The organism is Marinoscillum furvescens DSM 4134 (assembly GCF_003386095.1).
In the GTDB taxonomy this organism is placed as follows: domain Bacteria; phylum Bacteroidota; class Bacteroidia; order Cytophagales; family Cyclobacteriaceae; genus Marinoscillum; species Marinoscillum furvescens.
The window spans coordinates 74,398-99,462 of record NZ_QREG01000020.1 but is presented as its reverse complement, the minus strand read 5'-3'; the positions used below and the strand labels follow the sequence as shown (position 1 = coordinate 99,462).

Here is a 25,065-nt window from a genome sequence, read left to right as displayed (position 1 = left end):
ATTGGTCTAAGTGTAATTTCATTAGATTCATGAAAACCATATGGGGCGAACCCCCGGATTTTCTCCACAACAAAACTGCGTCATAACGCTTAGGATGCCTATGACTCATGGCTCACAAATGATAACTCATGTTTCTAGTATGGACGCAGTGTGCTGCATAGGCCCTTTTGATCTAGAGAACATCATAATCGGAAATTGAATCAGAATTTATAGGCATAGGTCCCTGACTTATCCGTGTAGTGGCTTTCGCGATCCAAATTTGACAGCCAATGAACAACCTTATGACACTACTAGCTTCTCCCTTGACCTACATCGTACGCATGACATTTGCCGTGTTGCTCGTAAGCCTGCTCACCAACTGCCAGCAGCTAGTACCTACGGTAGAGCGCTCTGAAAACTGGCCCCAATCTGCCGGCCCGAACGGCAGCTGGAAAGTAACCACCGATCAGCCGATTCCCCATGAGTTTAGCGTGCGTACCGGTCAAAACATTATATGGACCATGGACCTGCTCGAGGTGGGTCAAGGTGGAATCACCATTTGGGGTGATCACATTTTCCTTACGGTGATGAAGCCGCTGTATGAAGTGCCTGAGAAAAAAGAGCGACAAACCCATACTATCCTGGCGCTGTGCATCGATGCAAAAAGCCAGGAGATTCTATGGCAAAGAGAAATTGTAGGTACCACCAAAAGTCCCTATTTCTATGGATTTAGTGACAGCACCACCCCCGCACCTGTGACGGATGGCGAAAAGGTCTGGTTTTTCAACGCAAGTGGCAAAATCGTCTGCTACGATTTTGCAGGCAATCCACTATGGGAACGCGCCTGGAAACCTGTGGATCATATTGGTAAAACCCACTATCCGTTTAACAAGCAATTTGAACCCATACTGCATGGAGATCTGCTCATCAATATGGAATCTTACATGAGCGAAGATGGTACACGTGAATACGGATGGAACTACCTCTATGGGCTCGACAAAATTACCGGTGAAGTCAGGTGGATTTCCGAAGATGGCGTCACGCACTACTGTACTCCGGTTTTCAATACCACGGCTGATGGCGTGCCCGCTATGCTCATCGGCAGAGGTGCGCACCATAAGGTACCCGAAGCGCCAATGGGTTACTCACTGGTAGACCTGCGCAATGGCACAACCCTTTGGCGATACGAAACAGATGAAGGCATGGCCATGTACAATGCCACCTGGACACCCAAAAAAGCCTTGTGGTTTACCGAAAGGGAAAACGTAATCCATCAGGTCGATGCCCAGACCGGTGAGTTGATTGACAAAATATCGCTCGTAGACCAGGTAACCGTACATACCTACGACACCACCACACAGCAGTATACCCGGCTGGAAAACCACCATTTCAGTGATACATCGTTTGTTTTTCCGGCATGGTATAGCAACATCATTGTGGATGACAAATGCTACTTTATGTGTTTTAAACCTACCAGAGGGTATCGCATGGCCAATGCCGTACCCGAATATTCATTTGCTCGGGTAGACCTGAAAACCCAAAAGGTGGAATACCTGGAGGTTCCTGTGCAATACGACCTGGTGAATGATGAAAAACAGTATCTCTGGAAACAGGATTTGAAAACCGAAACCAAGAACATTCGTGAACTGGATGTAGCCTTTGACAAGCGCTCACAGCGCGATGGCTGGGTGTGGAATTTTAACGGCAATCCCATTGTGATCAACAACAAGCTCTTTTATACCACTATGTCAGGCATGGTGTACTGCTTTGATACTTCAGCAGACGCGTTTGATGAAAATGCACTCCTAAGCGTCAGTGACCTGGGCCCAAAAGGGAAAACCTGGACACTCAATGCACCCTCCTATGCTGATGGGAAACTTTATCACCGTACCAGTAAGCAGTTGATTTGCGTGGGGAAATAAAGCCTAGAGTATTAACGAAGTGTCAAAAACCCCTGAAAGCTTCATGAGCGTTCAGGGGTTTGCTTTTACCGGGATCGGTTCAGCCCCGACTAATGGTAGCGGAGCATCATTCGATCTTCCAACTGATTAGTATTTAACAACCTTCAATTGCTGGTTGGAAGTGTTTCCAATGACATTCAACAGGTAAATGCCCTTGTGTAAGTCCGTTACGTCAACCGACAGGTGCTGAAGGTCACTGGCTATCGCTCCGGAGCGAACGGCCTTACCATTCAGGTCACAGACGACATACTGCTGAAAATCTCCCGTACCTAAATCAACTTTTAACTGATCACGCACCGGGTTTGGATATACCTGCACCTTTGCGGCCTTAGGACCTGCAATGGACTCAGCGCGTCTGGCACCAGATCCGTCACTAAACTCAAACCAATCTACATTGAACAGATAGCCACTACCGCCAGTAAATACCAGGTATACATCCTGCACACCCGAAGCTCCTGATATGGCAGCACTGAAGATGGAATAGTTTCCCCAATTACCGGTTCCGGTTACCGCAACCGTACCAATTAAAGTTCCTGTAGGACTTCCCAATCGCACTTCTACATTACCGCCGCTTGTCTTGCTGGATGCCCTTATGTCCACATTTGTAGCACACGTCAGGTTGACATTGCTGTACATGGCCCAGTCTCCATCATGGATGTAACCAATATTAGTACCCTCATCCACAATTCCTGACATACTCGTAAAACTTTCAGCCTGAATAGTAGAGAAAGTTGCACAGCTCGCCGAACTGCCAAAAACCTCTACCTCAGCCAGTGAAAGTGGGTTGGTATCGTTGAGCTGCACGCGGACTTTATTCCCGACAATACCGCCTACATTGATGGTCAGCGAAGGATCTGGATACGTTGTGTAACTCTGTGAAAAGGTAGTGATACTGCCATCCAGTACAGAGACCGTAAAATTGGACAGTCGTGACTTACAGCAATTATCCGTTCGGTTGTAGATCACAATGTCGTCAACGCTGTAATCACCACTCAGGTCTACTTCCCACCAGGGGTTCGTTTCGCTGTTGGTATGGGTAACGGAGTTGCCAGACCAGGCGCCATTGGTATCTCCATCTACTGCTCTGGATGCCACACCGCCATAGCCTGTAGACGATTGCGATGCGCTTTTGCCCAAAGCAATGTTTACTCCACAATTCGTTGAATTGGAGACTGTATTGCTACTGCCATTGTCCGTAACCGCACCGCAGGAGGTCACATTGTTATTATTACTACCAGAAGCAATTACCACCGGATAGAGTGTTCTGTTGTCAACGGTATTTCCAGAACCCGTATGTGGCGGATCCCCCAATTGCGCGACATTGTCGGTTTGCCCACCTACCCGAATTTCCAATCCGGGCTCAACAGGTCCACCTCCATTGTGCAAAGTGATATTGCCATTTTCTCCACCAAAAAACGCGACCACTCCACTACCATTGTAGTAAGCATCACTTGGCGGCAGTATAGTTAAATCACCGGTGACCGTATTTCGTTTGTCGTCATAGGCATTCATATAGGCCGGTCCGTAGATTGCATCAGCGGCACAGTTGATGAGTTGAGTGGAGTGTGGAGAAAACCCAAACTCACAGCCTAGCAACGTAATGCCTTCCACATGATGAGTACCGGAAGACAATACAATGGAGCAACCACCTCTGGCATTCTTGACGGTGGTATTTTTCAAAGTAATGTCATTGGTTCCTCTGGCACTAATGTACTGCCCATTGATAATGGTCTCACCAGCATTGTAAGAACGAATACCTTCTTCACACAAAGCTTTCATGTACCCACGCGGAAGCTCATACCCCCAAACGGTCATAAAATTGACCTGATCTGCGGGAGAGCCTGTGCCCTCCTCGGTCCACATATCATCCGTAGACCGCATTTCACCTTCTACATAGCATCCTTCGATCGTTGGATGATTGGCTGCCTGCATGAACAGGCAGTGACCAAAAGCCCTTTGGATGAGGGTAGTATTTCTGAGGGTGTTATAGTCACCCCTGATCAAAATACCGCTATGCTTTTTAGGTCTTATCGTGGAGCCGCTCCCTTTCCCAAAGCTGTCTCCATAGGCATAGGGAAACGAACCCTTGGCAGTCACATGAAAGCCTTCCACCACATTGTTGGCCCCATCGATCACCACATTGGTCACTCCTCTGCGTGGTGCGTCATCTACGGTTCCATTATCCACCATCGTAAGGTTTTTCACTGTTGTATTGCTCCCTGTCACATGTAGTTCCCAGACATCTACATTACCAAATGTGGTAAACAAATCGGAGTTAAAAAGAATTGTGACGTCTGTAAAATCATAGATGCTATTAGACCCTGAAACGAGCATTACAGATTTGGCATAGGTAATGTCTGGATGAGGCGTGTAGCCCCATGCCCCGCTGGCTATATCTGCAGCATCTATGGTGTAGGTGCCCGCTGCCAGCTTCACATTCACATTGTCGTCATCCAAATAAGGCTTCAAGGCGCTAAGCGAATTCACCACCGTTTGGGCGTACGCACCGGATGCAGCCAAAAGCAGCACCAGGATTAGCATTCCAAAAGATCTTATCATTGGAATGCTATAAGAAGATTTACTTGTTTTCATTTGAGTAATTCGTTAAAAACAATTCAAGGAAGGTGATGTAGACATCACCTTCCAGAAATCCCTTATTGCTTGATGATCTTCAACTGCTGGTTGGAAGTCTTTCCAATGACATGCAACAGGTAAATGCCCTGGTGTAAGTCCTCTACGTCTATCTCCAGGTGCTGACGGTCACTGGCTATCGCTCCGGAGCGAACGGCCTTACCATTCAGGTCATAGACGACATACTGCTGAAACCCCCCCGTGCCTAAATCAACCTTTAGCTGGTCACGCACCGGGTTTGGATATACCTGCAGTTGTGTGGCTTTGGTATCAGCGATGGACTCAGCGCGTCGGGCACCAGATCCGTCACTAAACTTAAACCAGTCTACATTGAACAGATAACCACTACCACCAGTAAATACCAGGTATACATCTTGCACACCACTAGCTCCACTTATCGTGGTACTGAAGTTGCTATAATTACCCCAGCTGCCTGTGCCCGGAATGCTCACGGTACCCAAAAGTGTGCCTGTGGGACTTCCAGTTCTGATCTCCATGTTTCCACCACTCGTTTGGCTGGATGCCCGCACTTCAAAATCTGTAGCACAGCTCAGGTCAATGTTGCTATACATCGCCCAGTCTCCATCGTGGATGTATCCGATGTTGGTGCCTTCATCTACAATCCCAGACATGGAATTGAAGCTTTCAGCCTGGACTGTTGAAAATGAAGGACAACTTACTGTACTGCCAAAAACTTCTACCTCAGCCAGCGAAAGCGGGTTGGTATCGTTGAGCTGCACACGGACTTTGTTTCCTACCGCCCCACCTACTGTGATGGCCTGAGAAGGATCCGGATAGGTGGTAAAAGACTGAGAAAACGTGGTAGTGCTGCCATCTAATACAGAGACCGTGAAATTAGACAGACGCGCTTTGCAGCAGTTGTCGGTGCGGTTGAATATGTTGATATCGTCAATGGTATAGGTATCGGTCAGCGTTACTTCCCACCATGGGTTAGCCTCATTATTGGTATGGGTAACTGAGTTGCCAGACCAGGCGCCATTGGTATTGCCATCTATTGCACGCGCAGCATCTCCGCCATATCCAGTACTTGACTGTGCAGCCGTACCACATAGCGCAATATTGGTACTGGTGCAAGGGGCTGGCGGACTGCTGGTCTGTGCCGGGTCAACCATGTTGTATCCATCGGCTCCGTTGTAGAGCGATACATTGTCATAAGTCACCGTACGTGTTTCTCCAGCCATGTGACCATCAAACCAGATGTTGGTGCCATCGTAGGCATCGTCATAGCCGGCATTTTCTAGATAGTTGTACTGTCCCAAAGACGTACCGAAGCAATGCGTCCCATTGATCATTCCGCTGGAGTCCATTTCTCCCCAGCCGATGGTTTGGTTGTTTACATCCACTTTAAGCACTCCGTCTACCCATATTTGCACCGTTCCTTTGTTGTACTCCGCCAACTTCACATGTACAATTACATCCACAAACTGCTCCCTCGGAAAGTTAGGCTCTACCAGGATGTGGGTTTTATTTGCCACGCTATTGTAGCGATGCTGCCAAACCAGCGCACCCCCATTGCGCCCATCAAACTTGAGCATACACATGTGATTAGCTGCTCCGGTCTGCCCGTTGTAGCCCCAGATTTGCATGAGTCCCGCATGTGTATTGGTGTTCTGAGCCATATAATCATTGTGGATTTTGATGCGCAGCCCCATCCAGATGTGTTGAGTAAAGATGATATCATTGATGGGTCTAAACTGGGCCTTCCGGCCAGAGTTGGTCCCGTTATAAAGGGTCTGGTCCCAATGGGTTTCTACAGCATTGTTCATGATGTAGACTCTGGATTGCTGATCGGCCTTATTGACCTCATAAGGTCCAAAAGTGCCATCATTAAAATCATGAGTAATGTAGGTCTGACCTACTGCCGATAAGCTTGCCATTAGCAAGAAGGCAAGAATGGCTACTACGCCGCATTTCGCTCTTTTCATCATTGTTGAGTTTAGGTAATAACTAGTTTAGGTTGATATACCGGGGTGGAAAATGCTCCACCCCGGCATGGATCTTTATTTCTTGATTAGTTTCAGTTGTTGAGAGGTATCGCCACCCTCCAGCCTCAAAATGTACAGGCCACTCTGAAGTGTGCTCAGGTCTATTGAAAGCTCGGTTGCCTCTACGTTAAGGTTGCCTTTCAGCAACTGCTTACCATCGATATTGAGCACCTGGTACTTGTGATACATTCCAGCCGGGCTGACAAGAGTTAAGTGATCTTCGACCGGGTTTGGAAAGACTTTCACCTCGCTGTTTTGCTTCATCTCGCTGACTACCCGGGCACCACCGCTACAGCTCACTACAGCAGCATTGGGCCCTGTTACTTCGAGGTAATCAATATTTGCCAGGCCAGAACTGGTCACTCCTTCCAATCGGATAGTTTTGGCACCAGCCGCGAGTGTTACAGTCACATCTGCCGTAGAAGTCCAGGTCGTCCACGATCCGGTGGAGTTAAAAGCAATATTTGAAGACTCGGTCACGCCATTGACGATGAGGTCTGCAGGTCTGTCTGAAGAACTGGCATACCTCCAGCGGAAAGTATAGTCTCCAGCGGCACCGTCGATCTCCCAATTCACACCATTGCCCAGTGCATTGGCTGTATTGGCAAAGCCCGTCCCGGTATAGCCTGCATTGTTGCTGTCTACGGTACCATCCACGGAGCAAAACCCAGTTGTGTTTTCTTGTATGGTAAGCGTATTCGTCACCACGCCCGGGTCTTGATATACCTCTACTTCTGCTAGTGATAGCGGATTCGTATCGTTTAACTGAACACGTACCACACTACCCGTAGCACCTCCAGCATTTACGGTAATGGACGGATCTGGAAAAGTCGTAAAAGTCTGTGAAAAGGTGGTGGTACTACCGTCAAGTACGGAAACGGTAAAGTTGCTTAAGCGTGCTTTACAACAACCATCCGTGCGGTTGAAGATGTTGATATCACCGATATCATAGGTGGTATCCAACGCCACTTCCCACCAGGGATTGGTTTCGCTATTCGTATGCGTGACAGAGTTTCCTGACCAGGCTCCATTGGTATTGCCATCGATGGCGCGCTCGGCTACACCTCCATGACCGGTGCTGGATTGTGATGCGGTACCACAAAGGGCCAGGTTGCTGCTTGCGCAGCTTCCACCGGCATTGTTGATGGTGATGCTGTTGAGGTTAAATCCTCCACTCACCATGTCCACACGCATGCTTTGGACACCCTGATTCAAAGTGACGCCTTGCACCAGAACTGTATCGGTATACACCTGCCAATTTCCTGTTGCTTTGAGCGCAACATTCCCGGTTTTGTCTACTCCATCAGAAGAGACTTTAATTTGTCCTCCTGAATTAGGCGCCGCGTATTTCACTGAGATATCGTAATTTCCAGTGACTGGTACATATACGGTGTAGGTGAGAAATTCTCCAGCGTCTATCCACCCGATGTTATACCCACCTTCTGAGGCGACTTCCACGTCCACATTTTCATCGGTACGGTAGGCACCGCCGTTGTTGCCTGCGCCTGTATCGTTGTATACCCGATCTTCACCACTGGTAGCAAAGTAGTCAAAGTTTTCAGCCTCTATGGTCATAGGCAGCACATTCATGGCATAAATTGGCAGCCCATTGGCATCAAAGCCACTGATTGGGTCACCAGGGCTTACCCGGCGAAACTTCAGCCCGCCATACCCCGGGTGATCGGTTACCGTACCTTCTCCCTCCACGCCTATTTGAGCAGTGAGGTAGTCATGCCCACGCTGCAACCACTTGTAGTCGGCTGCAGGCAGTTGCAGCCTGTCTCGATAGTGTCCCAGGTTCATTTCGTAAACCGGCTGCAGGTTGTGTTGCCCGCGCTCTATTCGGGTGTCATCACACACCAGATACGGATTGATTTTCAATGACTTCCAGCGCCCGGATCGGTCTGTCCTTTCGATATACTCTCCTGACGCTACTGTAGGCTCCCAGGGTGTAGGCTGGTCCGGGTAGCTATTGGCATAGCTCAGGTTGTACCGGTAGTAAAACTCAAGGCCCAGTAACGGACGGTTGTTGAGGTGGCCGTAGAGGTCATCGCCCTGACTCCAGGCCATTTCAGACATTACAGCAATGGTAGAAACACCCGCCAGACCGTGCGCCTGGTCTCTGGAAGACTCCTGACACTGGCCATTTTCGTAGATATAGTTGCTGATCACTTCGTTGAAGCCATAATCTTCAATGGTGGTCTCAAATCCATTTTGCGTAAACTCATCAAAATACTCACATGAAGTCTTCTGGCTGTTGTTGATAGGAGGTCCGGATGGATACGCCAGGTCATCGGACCTGTGCGGCAGCCCCTGCAAGTAGCGCAGTGCCCGGTCATACATGATCTCATTGTCCAGGAAGATGGCCATGGCCATCATGGTGCGCATGGCAAACAGTCCCTGGTTGCCATGGCGTGCCGGATCTCCCTGGTATACTTTCCAGTAAAAGGTAATGTCATTGCTATTGATCGCGGCAGTGGGCACCGTAGTGTTGGAGTACCCCGGATACACCAGCATGTCTTTAAACTCCTGAATATCGCTGGCAGCCCATCCATTGTAGGTATGCTCTATGATCTCGGCTGCTTCGATGATGCGCCAGATGCGCCCCGAACTCAGTGGTATGGACATGGTGTTGCGCTTCAGCCCTTTCCAGGTGTTGAAGATCTCTATGGCCTTGTCCGCATGCCGGCTGTCGCCAGTGATGTACCACATCAGGGCATTGTAGTAGGCAGCTGTGCCGTCATTGATAAACCAGCCATCACTGGTAGAGTTATACTCAGTAGTGAGCGCAGGATCCACATTGACCTGGTAGGTATGCTTGGCCCGGCCGTGGTTGCTCAGGTTTTGAAAAGTGGTGGCCCAGGGTTCTATGCCTGCCTCCACCATGTATTTCATGCGATCCAGGTCCGACAGCTTGTGCGAAATGCCCGGGTGGACAAACTGAGCATTGGAAGAGAAGGCGACCAACAGGCCAAAGGCAAGCAGGATGAAGCGCAATGGCTTCACCTGCCGGGTGGCCCCTTGCGGGAAATAGTAGTGTTTTTTCATCTTTTGTTAGGTTTTAGTTTAGGTGTGAATCTGAGTGTATAGCAGACCACTTAATTGCCTCTATAAATTCGGGCTATTTTGCCCCGACATCCACTAGATCACTCTCCCAAGATATACTTTAAAACCTGGCCAAAAGTGCCAAAAAAGGCATTTATGGTGTCAATTCCTGAAATGACACTCGTTTTTTATACGCTATTAAGCGTTATAAGCTAAAATAAAGCTATTCACTACCCGGAAACTCCTTTTCCAGGTACTCAGAAGGCGTCAGTCCGGTCACTTTTTTGAAGGTGCGATTAAAGGTAGATTTCGATTTCAACCCACATGATTCGGCTATAGCCACCATGGTGTACCTTTTATATTCAGGATCCTTTAGTCTGCGTTTTACCTCGGCAATACGGTAGGTATTGACAAAATGCCGGAATCCCTGCCCAAGGTTTTCATTGATCGCCTGTGATATATAGCGATGATGAACATCTATCGCGGTAGCCACATCCTGAATACTCAAGTCTGCTTGCAGGTACACTTTGGACGACTCCAAATACTCGCGAACCTTGTGCAATGTTAGCAGGCTGGCTTCCTGATCCAGCGACGAGAGTTGGTACTTTTTTCGCTCTTCATTCCAGTTTTTAAGCTGCCTTATTTTGTGCTCATACACTTTTTTGTAATAAACCAGCCCCACTCCCAGACCCAGAACCATGAGTATGGCCAGCGACGAAAGGATCAGCGAAAAACTGGTCCCTCCGGCCTCTATAGTACTCAGCTGAAGCGAGCACCCCGACATTACCGCCCCAAAAGACCCATAGACCAGGAGCCTGCCAAGAACATACCTCCATGACCATACGTCTCTCAACGCTTTTTTCGTACCTGCCGACATCAAATAAAAAAGCACCACTAGAGCTCACCAAATTCTAGTCTTGCTACAATGCCAATGCTTCGGGTGTATCAGTATAAGTTGTGCCATAGTTTAGGTTTAAAGGTTGACTAATTGGTTTAGGTATTATGGCGTAGTTACAATGCTACTTTAAGTACCATTCCATGACTATGACTTATGATTCAATTCTCATAATTTATGACCCGAATAAGCATTCAAAACAAGCTTAATCTTAATTTTTACCAGAAAATAATGCGGTTTTGACAATCTGAGCGATGATGCATGAATGAAATCTGCTGGAGCCTCCAACCAATGCAGGGAAGCCTTCACCCCACAGACCAAAGTCTCTAACCAACGTACTGAAATCTAGTACAGCAAACGTTTTGTTCACAATTGTTTGCGTTGAGAGCCATCCGTGCTTATATTCAAACTTTTAACATAACGTATAATACTATGGAACAAATTAGAAATTTCCGATTTGCTGATGACATCCTCCTTCAGCATGCGTCTAATGTGCTCAGCTATTTAGATGAAGACCTAAGTACCTTTCAGGCTTTTGACCCTGACCTGGGTGAAACCAAACATGGCAAGCTCTACGAACTCACCACCTGGGCACTGCAAGAAGGTGGCGATGAGGTGAACGTAGCCCGTCTGGGAGATTACACCGAAAAGCTACTAACAGAAATCAACAATGCTCACCGCCTTTACCAGCAATTGCGCTACTGGGTGCTGAAAGCTTTTCCTGACCGAAAAGCCATCCAGCGCCAGTTTGGTATAGGCCGCTACAGTAAGCTCACTGCTACACAGGAAGGCACCATTGCTTTCTTTGCCAGCCTCAGCCAGACCATCACCGAACACCGGGCAGGACTGGATGCCGTAAACACACCTGAAATACTACTGGATAGCATCCCTACGCAAGCCGAAACCCTGCGCCAGGCACAGCAAGCTCAAGAAACCAAGAAAGGCAACCGCGAAGTAGATACTGAAGCACGAATCACCCGCCTCAACGAACTCTACGATCTCACTCAGTCATTCAATGCCGCTGCTGAGTATGTGTTTTTTGATTCGCCAGCAAGCCGAGATCGCTATCGCCTTCCTGGTGTAGCCGATCCTGTGGAATCAGAAGAAACAGATACCGAACCGGTACACCAACATTAAGTACCAAAAAACGCCCCATCGGGGCGTTTTTTTTTGTACCCACCTATAACCCGGATAACCCTCCGGTGGTAGCAAAGACGCAAAAACAATACGTGGCACGCAGATACGCAACGCATTGCGCCTCTGCGCGAAAACCATTTAGGACTGTAAGCCAAAATCTTACATCCATCGCAATCACCGGCACGGAATTCCTCCACCCTGATTCCCTTTTTTGTTTTCCATACCGTTATTATTGCCTATTTTTCCAACATTTTTCAATGAGATAGCGCAAGACACTATCTCAATGCTCACAATTCGAAAATACCAATTAATGGTGCCAGAGGCAGCGGACCTAATCAAAAAGAGAATATGAATCACAAGTCACACAATCAGATAATCAATTTTATATGGGGCATTGCTGATGATGTACTGAGAGATGTATTTGTAAGAGGCAAATACCGTGACATTATGCTCCCCTTCACAGTACTAAGGAGGCTCGACGTATTGCTGGAGCCTACTAAGGAAGCCGTACTAGAGGCTAATCAATTCCTGATCGATAATAAGATTGACAGCAAAGAAGGATTAAAAAACAAGACTGGTTATCCCTTCTTCAATACCTCTAGATTTACCATGGGCCTAAACAGCCCTAAAGATGCTAAGTTTCCTTTTGCCTCTCTGATGTCAGATCCAGACCATATAGACAGCAACCTGGAAGAATACCTGGATGGCTTTAGCGACAATGTCCAGGAAATCATCAGCAAGTTTAAGATTCGCAACCAGCTGGAAACCATGAAGGATGCAGGAATTACCTACTCCCTCATTGAAAAATTCACCTCAAACGAGATTAACCTCAGCACCACTGAGAAAAAGAATAGTAAAGGCGAAAAGCTTCCCCCACTGACCAACCTGGGTATGGGGTATGTTTTTGAAGAACTGATCAGAAAGTTTAATGAAGAAAACAACGAAGAAGCTGGAGAACACTTTACTCCCAGAGAGATCATTAGACTGATGACGCATGTAATCTTCGAGCCTATCAAAGATGACCTCAAAGAGCATGGTACCTACTCCATCTATGATCCAGCATGCGGTTCGGGTGGAATGCTCACCGAGTCAGAAGATTTTGCCCTGGAAATATCAAATGAAAAGAAATGTAAATTCTATCTCTACGGACAGGAAGTAAACCCTGAAACGTATGCCATCTGTACATCAGATATGCTCATCAAAGGCGAATCCCCTGAAAACATTGCCTTTGGCTCTACCCTATCTCGTGATGGCTTCCCTAATAAAGAATTTGACTTTATGCTTTCCAATCCTCCGTATGGCAAAAGCTGGAAGGTGGATATGGACTTCATTGTCGGTGAGAAGAAGAAGATACTGGACTTGCGCTTTACCAAAGGCGTACCACGCAGTAGTGATGGGCAGCTGCTCTTCCTGTCCAACATGGCTTACAAAATGAAGAAAAGATCTGAACTAGGTTCCAGAGTGGCTTCTGTACACAATGGCTCAGCGTTATTTACCGGTGATGCTGGCAGTGGCGAAAGTGAAATACGTAGATGGCTGATCGAAAATGACTGGCTGGATTGCATCATAGGTTTGCCTAAAAACATGTTTTACAACACCGGCATCAATACCTACATATTTATCCTAAACAACAAAAAGCCTGAGCGTAGAAAAGGCAAAATACAGCTGATTGATGCTTCGGAGATTTATCAAAAGATGCGCAGAAGCCTTGGCAGTAAATCTCATGAACTTACTGACGAGCACATCAACCAGATCACGCAATTATACCTCGACTTCAGAGAAACAGAACAATCTAAGATATTCAACAACGAAGATTTTGGCTATCAGAAAATCATCGTAGAAAGACCGCTTCGCTTAAAGGCTCAGTTAAAAGAGGAAGTCATTGAAGAGCTGATGTTCCACTCCGCGCTCCAGGAAGAAATGAAATGGATCTACAGCCGAATTGGTGAAGCGGTATATGAAAACCTGGCGGATCACAAAGAGACCATTTTCAAGTATTGGGAAAAGAACGAGATCAGTGTGAAGCCAGCAGATAAGAAAAAACTACTGGACGTCAAATTCTGGCAAAAGCAACGGGAGATACAAGAAGTAGCCAGACTGTTAAAATCAGAACTGGGGGATACGTGCTATGACGATTTCAATAGCTTCAAAAAAGACGTAGACAAAGCGTATAAAAAGCATGGGATAAAACCTGATAATGACACCAAAAAGCAACTATTAAATGCTTTTAGTTGGAAAGATGAATCAGCCGAAAAAGTCATCAAAAAGAAAGAAAAAGCCAGGCCCGGCCGGGACGTTACAATCATATACGAACCTGATGCCGAGCTTCGGGATTCAGAACAGGTACCACTTACAGAGGATATTGACGAATACTTCGAAAAAGAAGTACTGCCACATGTACCGGATGCCTGGATCGACTATGACAAAACGCTCATTGGGTATGAAATATCATTTACCCGCCATTTTTACAAATACCAGCCCCTAAGAAGTCTGAGTGAGATCACCAAAGACATCATGGCTCTGGAAAAAGAAACCGAAGGTTTATTAAAAGAGATTGTAGAATGAGCCGATACCCAGTATACCCCACCTACAAACCCACCTCCATCGATTGGCTAGGTGATATTCCTGAGCATTGGAAAGCCAGAAGACTCAGAAATATGGTTGATTTTATTTCCAGAGGTGAGACACCAAATTATGTGGATCACAGTAATAAAAAAGTGGTTAATCAGGCTACTTTTAGTAAAGGATACTGGGATGAAAGTTCTATTCGTTATACTGATAAAATAGTGAGTCGTGGGGTTGTGAATCAGTTCGATGTATTACTTGCATCAACTGGAGGAGGAGTTTTAGGGAAAACCTTTTTATTCGAACAATACCATCCGAATTTTCTTTATGTCGCTGACAGCCATGTTACCTTAATAAGAGACTCTAAAGGAAGAGTCGATCAAAGATTTATTTATTACTTTCTGTCAATAAACTTTTCTCTAATAGAGGTAACAATTGGTCAAGGTGCAACAAATCAGACCGAGATACAGAGTCGATTTCTAAAAAATCTAAAACTTCCTTCTCCTCCTCTTCCAGAGCAAACACATATAGCCAATTTCCTCGACCACAAATGCCGCTTGATAGATAAGTTTCTCGACAAGAAACAACAGTTAATTGAGGTACTCAAAGAGCAAAAGCAAGCCATCATCAATCAGGCAGTGACCAGAGGGCTCGACCCCAATGTGAAGATGAAAGACTCAGGGGTTGCATGGTTAGGTAAGATTCCGGCTCACTGGGAGGTGAAGAAGTTGAAATTTATTACAAAAAAAATTGGTAGCGGAGTTACTCCTAAGGGTGGGGCATCAGTTTACACAAATGATGGAATTCCTCTTTTAAGAAGTCAAAATATACATTTTGATAGAATTGACCTTTCGGATGTGGCAAGAATTAATCCTAGTGTCCATAATTCAATGAAAGGGTCTAAAGTAAAGGAAAATGATGTCCTTTTGAATATAACTGGTGGTTCCATAGGCAGATGTTTTTTTGTAACAGATACACTTGGGGAGGCGAATGTCAATCAACATGTCTGTATTATTCGACCTACTAATCATATCATTACAAAATACTTGTATTTGGTATTGTCATCCAATGTTGGTCAAAAGCAAGTATGGTTTTATCAATATGGTGGTGGTCGAGAAGGCTTAAATTTTCAAAACCTTAAAAATTTTGATTTGGCACTACCCCCACTTGATGAGCAGGAGGCTATTATTAACAATATAGATACTGAAACATCTCAAATCGAACAGGCCATTTCCAGAATTGAAAAAGAAATGGAATTGATCAAAGACTATCGCCAGATTTTAATCAGTGAGGCAGTTACAGGCAAGATCGATGTGCGGAACTGGCGTAGCAATGAAGAATCGGAGGATCAAATAAGTATGGCAGCTGAGCCAGCAGCGGATTATCAAGTAAAACGCAATGGAATAGACGCATGATACATGGCAGCACCGACACATCAGAAAAAGGCTTTCAAAGACTCATTACCAGGGAACTTCAAGAACTACACGGCTATGTAGCATCCACTTCCAATGAATTTGATCGGGAGTTTTGCCTCAATACCGGCCAGCTGTTGCAGTTTATAGAAGCTACCCAACCCATCACCTTCCAGGAGATCCAAAAGAAAGGTGAGCGTATTTTCTTAGCTCGCCTGGACAGCAAGATCAAGGAGAAAGGCATCATAGAGACCTTGCGGCGCGGTGTTAAGTTTTTTGACCGCACCATCACACTTTTCTATCCACAGCCAAACTCCAGCTACAATAGAAAAGATCAGGCAAAATATGAAGCCAACATCTTCTCCGTGACCGAGGAGCTGATCTATGCCGACAACAACAAAAACCGTCTGGATCTGGTCATCTTCATCAATGGCCTACCCATCATCACGATGGAGCTGAAAAACGCTTTTACCCAACAGGCAGTAAAAAATGCGATCAGGCAGTACATCAAAGACCGGAGTGCCAAAGACAAGCTCTTTCATTTTGCCAGGTGCATGGTGCATTTTGCTGCCGACACGGATGAGGTATACATGAGTACCACCATAAATGGCACCAACAACTTCCTCCCCTTCAATAAAGGCCTCAATGACGGGAGCCCTCACCCTCCCTTTGGTGCTGGCAACCCGGCCCCTAAAGACAAACTAAAAACCTGGTACCTCTGGCATGAAGTCCTGGCCAAATCCAGCCTGGCCAATATCATCGAAAAATTTGCCCAACTGGTAGTAGAGGTAGACCCCAAAACAAAAAAAAGCAAGAAAAAGCTGATTTTTCCCAGATACCATCAGCTGACCGTGGTGCGAAAGCTCCTGGTAGATGCCAAAGAAAAAGGAGTAGGTCAGCGCTACCTGATCCAACATAGTGCTGGTTCGGGCAAGTCCAATTCCATCACGTGGCTGGCCCATCAGCTGGTGAGTCTGTATGACAAAACCAACACCCAGCCGCTTTTCGATTGTGTGGTAGTGGTCACGGACAGAACCGTACTTGACAAACAAATCAAAACCAATATCAAGAGTTTCTCTCACGTAAAAAAGGTAGTAGAAGCCATCACAGGCAGTGCAAAAGACATCAAAGAGCTGGACCCCACCGAAACGTCATTTAGCAAGACCACCCACATGCGCCTGGCTCTGGCCAATAATAAGAAGCTGATGATCTGTACGGTACAGACTTTTCCATTTGTGCTAAATGCGGTGCAGGACATGCAGGAAAAAAGGGTGGCCATCATCATAGATGAGGCACACAGCAGCCAAAGCGGGCAGGCAGCAGCCAGCCTAAATGCCCTGTTTGCCAGCAATCAGCTAGCAGAGCTACCCAAAGACGAAGAAGGAGCCATCAGCACCGAAGACCTCTTAAACTACCTGATCCAAAGCAGGAAGATGCTGGCAAATGCCAGCTACTTTGCCTTTACGGCCACCCCTAAAAACAAGACCCTCGAAACCTTTGGTATACCTCAGGAATACACGGACGAAAATGGAGAAGTACATAAAAAATACATCCCTTTTCACACCTACTCCATGAAGCAAGCCATAGACGAAGAGTTCATCCTGGACGTATTGGAGAAGTATACTACCTACCAGAGCTACTACAAGATTTGAAAGGGAAGTGAAGAGATCAGCAGCACGCAACTTTACGATAAAAAAAGAGCCTCCAAAAAGTTGCGCTCCTATGTAGAAGCCAACGAAATGGCCATCCGAGAGAAGGCCCGAATAATGATAGATCACTTCCAGCAAAATGTTTGGCATTTGATCGGAAGAAAAGCCAGGGCGATGGTGGTGACTAAATCAATCGAGGCAGCCATGAAATATAAGGATGCCTTTGACGTGTACCTGAAAGAAATCAACGCTCCCTATAAAGCAATCGTGGCGTTTTCAGGCAAAAAAGCACACTACAGTACTGGTGAGGAGCTTACAGAGGATCAAATGAACCAATTCGCCGATAACGACGATATTCCTGAGCAATTTGAAAAAGACGAGTACAGGTTTCTAATAGTAGCCAACAAGTATCAAACAGGCTTTGACCAGCCGCTGCTGCATACCATGTACGTAGACAAGGAATTGACGGACGTACAAGCCGTGCAGACACTCTCACGCCTCAACAGGTCACACAAACCACTTAAGAAAGACACCTTTGTACTAGACTTTTACAACAGCCACCAGGACATCCAGGAAGCATTTGCACCCTTCTATACCACTACTATGCTGAGTAGAGAAACAGATGCAAACAAGCTCAATGACCTGCAAGATGAGCTTGATGACAAACAGGTCTATAGCCTGGAAGAGGTACAGCGCTTTTTTGAAGGCTACTATTCTGAAAAAGACAGACACTCCCTGGATAGCTTATTGGCCACTGCCGAGCGGGTGTTTGAAGAAGACTTAAACCAGGACGAACAGATTGATTTTAAATCCAAGGCAAAGTCTTTTTTAAGAACATACAGCTACCTCTCAAAGCTCCTTCCTTTTAACAACCACTACTGGGAAATGCTATGGTTGTATCTCAAGCATTTAGTTCCGAAACTCAAAGTAGAGGATGACGAGCCCGATGAAAACATCCTGGAGGTGATCGATATGGAGACGTACAAAATATCCAAAGATCAAGCCTCAGCTATATCGCTTGCCGCAGAGCCTGGCGAAATAGACCCGATACCTGTAAGCATGGGAGGAAATAAGCCAGTTGGTGAATTTGACACACTGGAAAACATCATTAAAACCTTTAATGACCGGTTCGGTAAAGACATAGCCGATATGGGTGAAGGCGTAGATGCCGAGGAAGCCAAAAAAGCCCTAATGAACCTTCCAGAAAAGCTCTACGAGGATGATTCTACCAGAAAGTCCATTGAAAATTCTGACAAGCAGAATGCAAAGATCACCTCTGACAAAAAGGTGCTTGACATCATGCAAAGCATGATTTTTACCCATACTGGGATCTACAAAAAGTTTATGGATGACCCTGATTTCAAAAATCGATATCAGGAATTCATATTTGATTTCCTGTGGGATAGAATAAGACGAACAGACGCTCGCTAATTGTCAAGTAAATTCAGGACGGTTCCCACGGAAGCCTCCAACCAACGCATGGAAGCCTCCAACTAATAGGCGGAAGCCTCCAACCAATACACGGAAGCCTCCAACCCATACATGGAAGCCTCCAACCAACGCACGGAAGCCTCCAACCAACGCATGGAAGCCTCCAACTAATAGGCGGAAGCCTCCAACCAATACACGGAAGCCTCCAACCAACGCATGGAAGCCTCCAACCAACGCACGGAAGCGTCCAACCAACGCACGGAAGCCTCCAACCAATGCATGGAAGCCTCCAACCAATGCACGGAAGCCTTCAACCAATGCACGGAAGCCTCCAACCAATGCACGGAAGCCTCCAACCAACGCAGGGAAGCCTCCAACCAATACACGGAAGCCTTCAACCCATTGGCTTCTCCTTCCCTACCTGCGCACTACCAGTTCATTTACTCCGGCGCTGAGCGCTACCTCTTTACCTTTGGCCTTTTGGCCGTTGAGGGAATGCACCTTACCCTTTGTGAGCACAAAGGTTCCCGTCATGTTTGGTGGCAGCTCAATGGTGTACAGCTCCTTACCCTCCTCCTGTGCGTAGCTAGCTACAATGGGACCATGTGGTGTTGGTGTTTTCACCTTTGTGCTCGCCAGACCTGCCAGCTGAGGCTTTACCCGCACCCTACCAAAGCCGGGCGTTGCTGGAGTGATGCCCCACAGGTGCCTGACGGTCACATTGAGCGGCGCAGTGCCCCAGGCGTGGTTCCAGTCGGCATTGGGCTTGTACTTCATGTCCCAGGCTTCCAGCGTCATGGTGGAGCCTATGGCTATCATGTTCCACCAGCTGCGGTCTGAAGTGGTCTCTGTCATCAGCTCCAGTGCATACTCCGGCTCTTCGGCCATAAAAAGTCCCTCTAGCAGGTACTGCGCCCCATATACGCTACAGGCCATCCCCCGGGTTTTGATAAAGGCTACCACGGACTGCTGATGTCTTTCAGGCACCAGCCCAAAGGCCAGCGGCAGCATGTTGGCATGCAGTGAAGCATGGGTAGCCCCCAGCCCGTCTACATACACGCCCCGGTCCTCATCAAAAAGCTTGTCATTGATCACGGCGCGCACCTGATCGGCTTTTGCTGCAAAGCTCCTGGCATCTGCTGCTTTACCCAGGTGCTGAGCGATGGCTGCCATGAGTGCCAGGTTGTGATAGTAGAAGGCATTCACCACCGTGTTTACCTCTACGCTCATGTCATAGCCGTCCCGTTCGCCTGCTTCGGTGGCCAGTTTCCATCCGGTATCTTTTTGCCCGGGAGGCCAGTCTACAATATCTCTTACGTTGGTTTTGGGGTTATCAAAACCGAGCTTTCGCTTAAAAGCGGAATCCAGCCGAGGGGATTTGCTGGTAATCAGCCCGTCAGGCCTGGCCAGCTCCTGCAGGGTGCGCACCTTCAGGTCGTCATAGTGCTTTTGCAGCAAAGACAAATCTCCCGTGTACATAAAATCCTGGTAAAACAACATGACGGTATGCAACAGCCACTCGGTAGGCCAGGTAGGATTTGCGATGAAATATTCGTTGGTTCTTTTGGCCATGCCATAGTCGTCATCCACGGCATAGTGGCTGAGCTGGTTGATGTAGGCATCTGCTTCATAGGGTATGCGCTCCCGGTCGCCATCTACATAGTACCCGGCAAAGGTAGTAGCCTTTATGGTGTGTTTGCACAGGTCATAAATACGGTTGAGCACCGTATCTGACGATGAAAAATAAGCGGCACCTTCGTCAAAGTTACTATGCACGGCACGCTGTGCAAAGCTCACAGATTGAATGGGCACCTGTAGGTTTTCCACTTCGCAATACCGAAAAGGCATGATCACGCCAATGGAATCGGGTATGGGGATGGCCTGGGGCTTGGTATTGCGGCGATCTGGCGTCAGCGACACCAACACCTGCTCCCCTGCGATGAGCTGAGGTACCAGTGCGCGCTGGTACCGGATGGTCCCCCCCGGCTTTTGATCGATGCGTCCGGCTTGTAGCTTTTCGCCCAGATGCACAGTAAGCGATTCCTTCTGGTCAATCTCCGACGCTATGGCTACCGTGCCAAAATAAGCTTTACCAAAATCTACGAGGTAGTGCCCCTCACCCAGCTGGGTGATGTTCTGCGGTGTGTAGTGCGCCACTACCAAATCGGGTGTAGACGAGTAGCTGGTGGCCGCTGGCTGTGCGCTCAGTGTATGGAGTCCAAACAGGAAGGTGACTAGGGTACAGAAAAGTTGTTTCATCGATGAATGATTTAGTGGAGCCCCCGGCAATCCTGTCTGTGCAGCTATCACTTGATCAGCTCACTGGGGGCGTATCCAAATTGTTTTTTAAATCGGCGGCTAAAGTACAGCGGATCATTAAAACCCACGGCGATGGCCACCTCTGAGACATTGTAATTTTTACTTTTCAATAAGGCCGCAGACTTTTTCAGTCGGATGGTGCGGATAAACTCATTGGGCGACATGTCGGTGAGCTCGGTGATTTTGCGGTATAGCTTGGAAGAGCTCAGGGCCATTTGATCGCTCAAAAAAGCCGGGGTTAGCTCCGGATTGGCCAGGTTTTCTTCTATGATTTCCTTGATTTTCGAGATCAGATCTATGTCTAGCTGCGAATGCGCCAGGCTGGTCACATCGCTTTCGGTCTCACCGGAAAACTCCTGCTTCAGGTCAAAGCGTATTTTGAGGATATTGTCTATCCTGGACTTGAGCAGCGAAGGATCAAAAGGCTTTACCAGGTAGCCATCCACCCCGATTTTGTAGCCTTTGATGCGGTTTTCGTTTTCGCCCAGGGCGGTGAGCAGGATGATGGCCGTATGGCTTATTTTCTCATCGTTTTTGACTTCCTGTACAAACTCAAAGCCATCCATCACCGGCATCATCACATCGGCCACACACAGCACCGGCTTGATCTTGCGACACAGCTCCAGCCCTTCTTTTCCGTTTTCGGCCTCATAGACCTTGAAGTGCCCAGAGAGAAACTCCACGAGGTAGTTGCGCAATTCGGCATTGTCATCCACCACCAAAACAGACGTTTTTATATCTGTATTGGTCTTGGGAGCCGCAAAAACACCCACCTCCTGCTGGGGCTTGCTATCTACCAGGGGCGCCGCATCGGGATCTACGGCAATAAAACTCGACACCTCACTGCTGGCAAAGGCCTCTTTAGAAACAGGGAGCTCCACCGTGAAGATGCTGCCTTTGTCTGTGGCACTTTGTACGGCTATGGTGCCTTTGTGAATCTCCACCAAAGACTTCACCAAAGAAAGGCCTATCCCTGTACCCGTCGTATTTTCTTTGCTATTGTTGGCTTGATAAAACCTCGAAAAAATCTTTTCCTGGCTCTCAGGTGGAATGCCTATGCCATCATCACTCACTTCTACCACCAGGCGCCTTTGGTCACTCTCTTTGATGCCCACAAACAACTCCACGTGCCCGTGGTTATGGGTGAATTTGATGGCGTTGGAAATCAGGTTGTACAGCACTTTGCTGTACTTATCCAGATCTACCCAGCACACCAAAGCCTCATCTTCCACATTGAAGTTGAAATTGATGTTTTTGGAGTGGGCCAGCTCCACAAACGAATAGAAAATGTTTTTGGTAGCCGGCAATATGTCTACCTCAGCTACCTGGAGTTTGACCTCTCCAGCTTCTGCACGCCGAAAATCCAGTATTTGGTTGACGAGCCTCAGCAGCTGATTGGTGCTGTGGTTGATCAGGTTGGCCCGGCTCTTGAGGTAGTCGTTGGACTCTACATGCTCGAGAATCTGACGCGTGGGCCCCAGTATGAGCGACAGAGGGGTGCGTAGCTCGTGCGAGATGTTGGTGAAAAACCGGAGTTTTTCGTTGTTGAGTTTTTCATCACGCTCCCGCTGTACTTTCTCAGTGAGCAGCTCTTGTTTGAGTTTTACTCTAAAGCGGATCTGCTTGCGTGTAAAATAGCCGATCAGCAGCAGCAAACAGACAATGACTGCCACTCCCTGGTAACTCGCCCAAAAAGTTGGCAATACTTCTATGCTGTAGGAAGACACGTCACTCCACTTGCCATCGCTATTGCTAGCTCTGATTTTGAAGTCATAGGTACCCGCGGGCATGTTGGTATACTGCACGGTGCGCGAATTGCCACTGGTAGCCACCCACGCTTCATCGAAGCCCTCCAGCATGTATTCAAATTTGTTGAGCCGCTGGTTGGTATAAGATGCCGAGGAGAACTGAATGGAGAAGTTACGGTTTTCGTAGTTGAGTGTAACCTGGCGCTCATAGTTGAGGTCTCGTTTCAGCGGTATTTGGCCGTTGAGCTGGACCCCGGGCAGTACCAGTTCATTGTTGACCTTAAACTCCGTGATAAACGGCTCTGGCGACCATTCATTTTCCTGAATGTCTTTCGGAGAAAAGCTGATTACACCGTTTTTCCCACCGAGATAAATCGTCGTATTGTTAAAATTGAAAAACCCACTAGAACTAAAAATATCGAGGCGATTGCCACTGTTTACGTTGTAGATGTTGGCCTGTTCCTTTTCCACATCGTACCAGGCGATGTTATTGTTGTTCATGTTTAGCCATAAGTACCCTCTGGCGTCTTCTACCACATCGGTCACCCATTTTCCTTTGAGCTCTGGATGTTCGCCTTTGAGCTTAAAGGCACTCACAGTTGAATCATACTCCGCAAGCCCTTTGCGTGTAGCAGCCCACACCCTACTTCGTGAGTCCACGAAGATATCGCTCACGTTTTCGTGCGGCAGCCCACCATTTTCCTCATTTCCCTCCGAAAAGGCTGTGGCATTTCCCGCTCCCACATGATAGCGTACCGCCCCACTTTCGGTAGCAAACCAAAGGAACTCGTCCTCTATCGCAAGTTTATTGATGTCAAAATCCGGCAAGATGTGTCGTACCGGCTTTAAGGTTTCCTTATCCATAAGCATGGCACCATCGCCATGTGAGCATACCACCAGGTAGTCTCCGTATTCGGCAAAATCAAAAACGGGTGTGTTTTCAAAACCCACATCTAGCAGCCTGGAAGACTGTGAGCCGTAATCATAAACCAGGATGTTGCCATTCCAAAGGCCACAATAAAACGTGCGGCCGTCACAGGAATAGATACTGGCCATGTCGTGGTTTTCGGTAAACAAAGGCACAAACTCTCCATTATGATCAATGAACAGGCCATTGTGCCGGGTGGCCACTACTACTTCGTCCTTGTAGGTCCGGGCAAAGCCCCTGATTCGAGGTGCCTGATTGTCAATGTATCGCGAGATGTCTTTGTTGATTTTAAACTGGTTTTCATACGGATCGTATTTGTCCAGCCCCTCTTCCGTACCGATCCACAACACCCCCGAAGGGTCAAAATACAGTGCGGACACGAGGTTGTCTACCAGCGAATTGTCTTCAGACAAGACTGAATAATACCACTGATAGTTTCCATCGGGAATGTCTTCGAGCTGATCGCAGATGAGCAGGCCGCCGAGCGTTCCTACCCAGTATTGACCATCAGGTGCCTGCGCTACACTCAAAAAGTAAGGCCCCAGCTTTTCGCGTGTCTGATCATCGGCTATGTACAGATTTTCAAACGTGCTTTGGTCCTGATCAAACTTATAAAGTCCTTTTCGAGTGCCTACGAAGATATCCCCCTTACCGTCTTCGTAGACAAAATTGGTATAGGGGTTGATCGCGGCAGCACCGGGAACCTCAAGTGTATAGTAGGTGATTTCTGATATGATTCCGGTACTTCCCAGCCTGAGCCTGGCCACACCAGCAGTTTCATAAGATGCTACCCAGATATTGCCCTGGCTATCTTCCACGATTTCTTTCACATAGTTGACACCCTCCAGTGGCACTTTGGTGAAGGCATTCTCCTCCGGCTCAAACAGGTATAGCCCCAGGTCTTTGGTACCCACCCATACCCGATCAAACTTGTCGAGGTAAATCGAACGAACCTCCTCATCGGGAAGGCTGTTGGGGTCTTTAGGATCGGACAAAAAGGTTGTAAACTCGTACGTATCCAGTTGCAAACGCGTCAGTCCTTTTCGGGTACCTATCCAGAGGCTATTGGTGGCACTGTCCAGCTGCAGCGCGGTGATGTCGTCATTGTGGAGAGTATTGCCTGCCTCGTTACTGAGGTAGTTTTTGAAATGAAAGCCATCGAAGCGATTGAGACCGTAAAAGGTACCCAGCCAGAGGTAGCCCTGATCGTCCTGCACAATGTGCCTGATGGAATTGTGAGACAACCCATCATTGTCATTGTAATGCTCAAACTTGAGGTTTTGCCCCTCCGCACTCATGCTAACGACAAACAGAAAAATCCCCAACCATGCTGGCAGGGATTTTATGCTTAACCTCCTC

The 25,065-nt window shown here is 47.4% G+C and carries 12 protein-coding genes; 6 read left to right on the top strand and 6 right to left on the bottom strand.

The features are described from left to right. Positions 1–269 precede the first annotated feature (269 nt). The gene (locus tag C7460_RS18020; RefSeq protein ID WP_245986455.1) at positions 270–1,901 is read left to right on the top strand and encodes an outer membrane protein assembly factor BamB family protein; all 1,632 of its coding nucleotides are present in this window, start codon (positions 270–272) and stop codon (positions 1,899–1,901) included. Between the two features lie 126 nt (positions 1,902–2,027). Here C7460_RS18020 and C7460_RS18015 read toward each other — a convergent pair whose 3' ends face one another. From C7460_RS18015 to C7460_RS18000, 4 genes are all read right to left on the bottom strand, one after another. Next, positions 2,028–4,532: a carbohydrate-binding protein gene (locus C7460_RS18015; protein WP_115869532.1), complete on the bottom strand. Its 2,505-nt coding sequence runs from the start codon at positions 4,530–4,532 to the stop codon at positions 2,028–2,030. Positions 4,533–4,594: 62 nt separating this feature from the next. Further along, positions 4,595–6,520: a carbohydrate-binding protein gene (locus C7460_RS18010; protein WP_115869531.1), complete on the bottom strand. Its 1,926-nt coding sequence runs from the start codon at positions 6,518–6,520 to the stop codon at positions 4,595–4,597. Between the two features lie 72 nt (positions 6,521–6,592). Beyond that, a complete protein-coding gene (locus C7460_RS18005; protein WP_115869530.1) occupies positions 6,593–9,625 on the bottom strand; it encodes a carbohydrate-binding protein in 3,033 nt (1,010 codons plus the stop codon). A 220-nt stretch (positions 9,626–9,845) separates the two neighbouring features. Then, entirely contained in the window at positions 9,846–10,475 is a 630-nt protein-coding gene (locus C7460_RS18000; RefSeq protein WP_170148090.1) for a helix-turn-helix domain-containing protein, read from the bottom strand. A 474-nt stretch (positions 10,476–10,949) separates the two neighbouring features. Between C7460_RS18000 and C7460_RS17995 the strand changes: the two genes are divergently transcribed. From C7460_RS17995 to C7460_RS24120, 5 genes are all read left to right on the top strand, one after another. Further along, entirely contained in the window at positions 10,950–11,654 is a 705-nt protein-coding gene (locus tag C7460_RS17995; protein WP_115869528.1) for a hypothetical protein, read from the top strand. A 348-nt stretch (positions 11,655–12,002) separates the two neighbouring features. Next, entirely contained in the window at positions 12,003–14,219 is a 2,217-nt protein-coding gene (locus tag C7460_RS17990) for a type I restriction-modification system subunit M (protein ID WP_115869527.1), read from the top strand. After that, positions 14,216–15,634 carry a restriction endonuclease subunit S gene (locus C7460_RS17985; protein WP_115869526.1) on the top strand — a complete coding sequence of 473 codons (1,419 nt, stop codon included), beginning with the start codon at positions 14,216–14,218 and terminating at the stop codon, positions 15,632–15,634. Before C7460_RS17990 ends, C7460_RS17985 begins: the two co-directional genes overlap by 4 nt. Further along, positions 15,631–17,283, top strand: a complete 1,653-nt coding sequence (locus C7460_RS24125) for a type I restriction endonuclease (protein ID WP_221409576.1) — start codon at positions 15,631–15,633, stop codon at positions 17,281–17,283. Before C7460_RS17985 ends, C7460_RS24125 begins: the two co-directional genes overlap by 4 nt. An 87-nt stretch (positions 17,284–17,370) precedes the next feature. Then, on the top strand, positions 17,371–18,711 hold the full coding sequence (locus C7460_RS24120) for a type I restriction enzyme subunit R domain-containing protein (RefSeq protein WP_221409575.1): 1,341 nt from the start codon (positions 17,371–17,373) through the stop codon (positions 18,709–18,711). Between the two features lie 417 nt (positions 18,712–19,128). Here the strand turns inward: C7460_RS24120 and C7460_RS17970 are convergent, their stop codons facing one another. Both C7460_RS17970 and C7460_RS17965 read right to left on the bottom strand, forming a co-directional pair. Further along, positions 19,129–20,970, bottom strand: a complete 1,842-nt coding sequence (locus C7460_RS17970; RefSeq protein WP_115869524.1) for an alpha-L-rhamnosidase-related protein — start codon at positions 20,968–20,970, stop codon at positions 19,129–19,131. A 47-nt stretch (positions 20,971–21,017) separates the two neighbouring features. Next, entirely contained in the window at positions 21,018–25,004 is a 3,987-nt protein-coding gene (locus C7460_RS17965) for a two-component regulator propeller domain-containing protein (protein WP_115869523.1), read from the bottom strand. Positions 25,005–25,065: the final 61 nt, after the last annotated feature.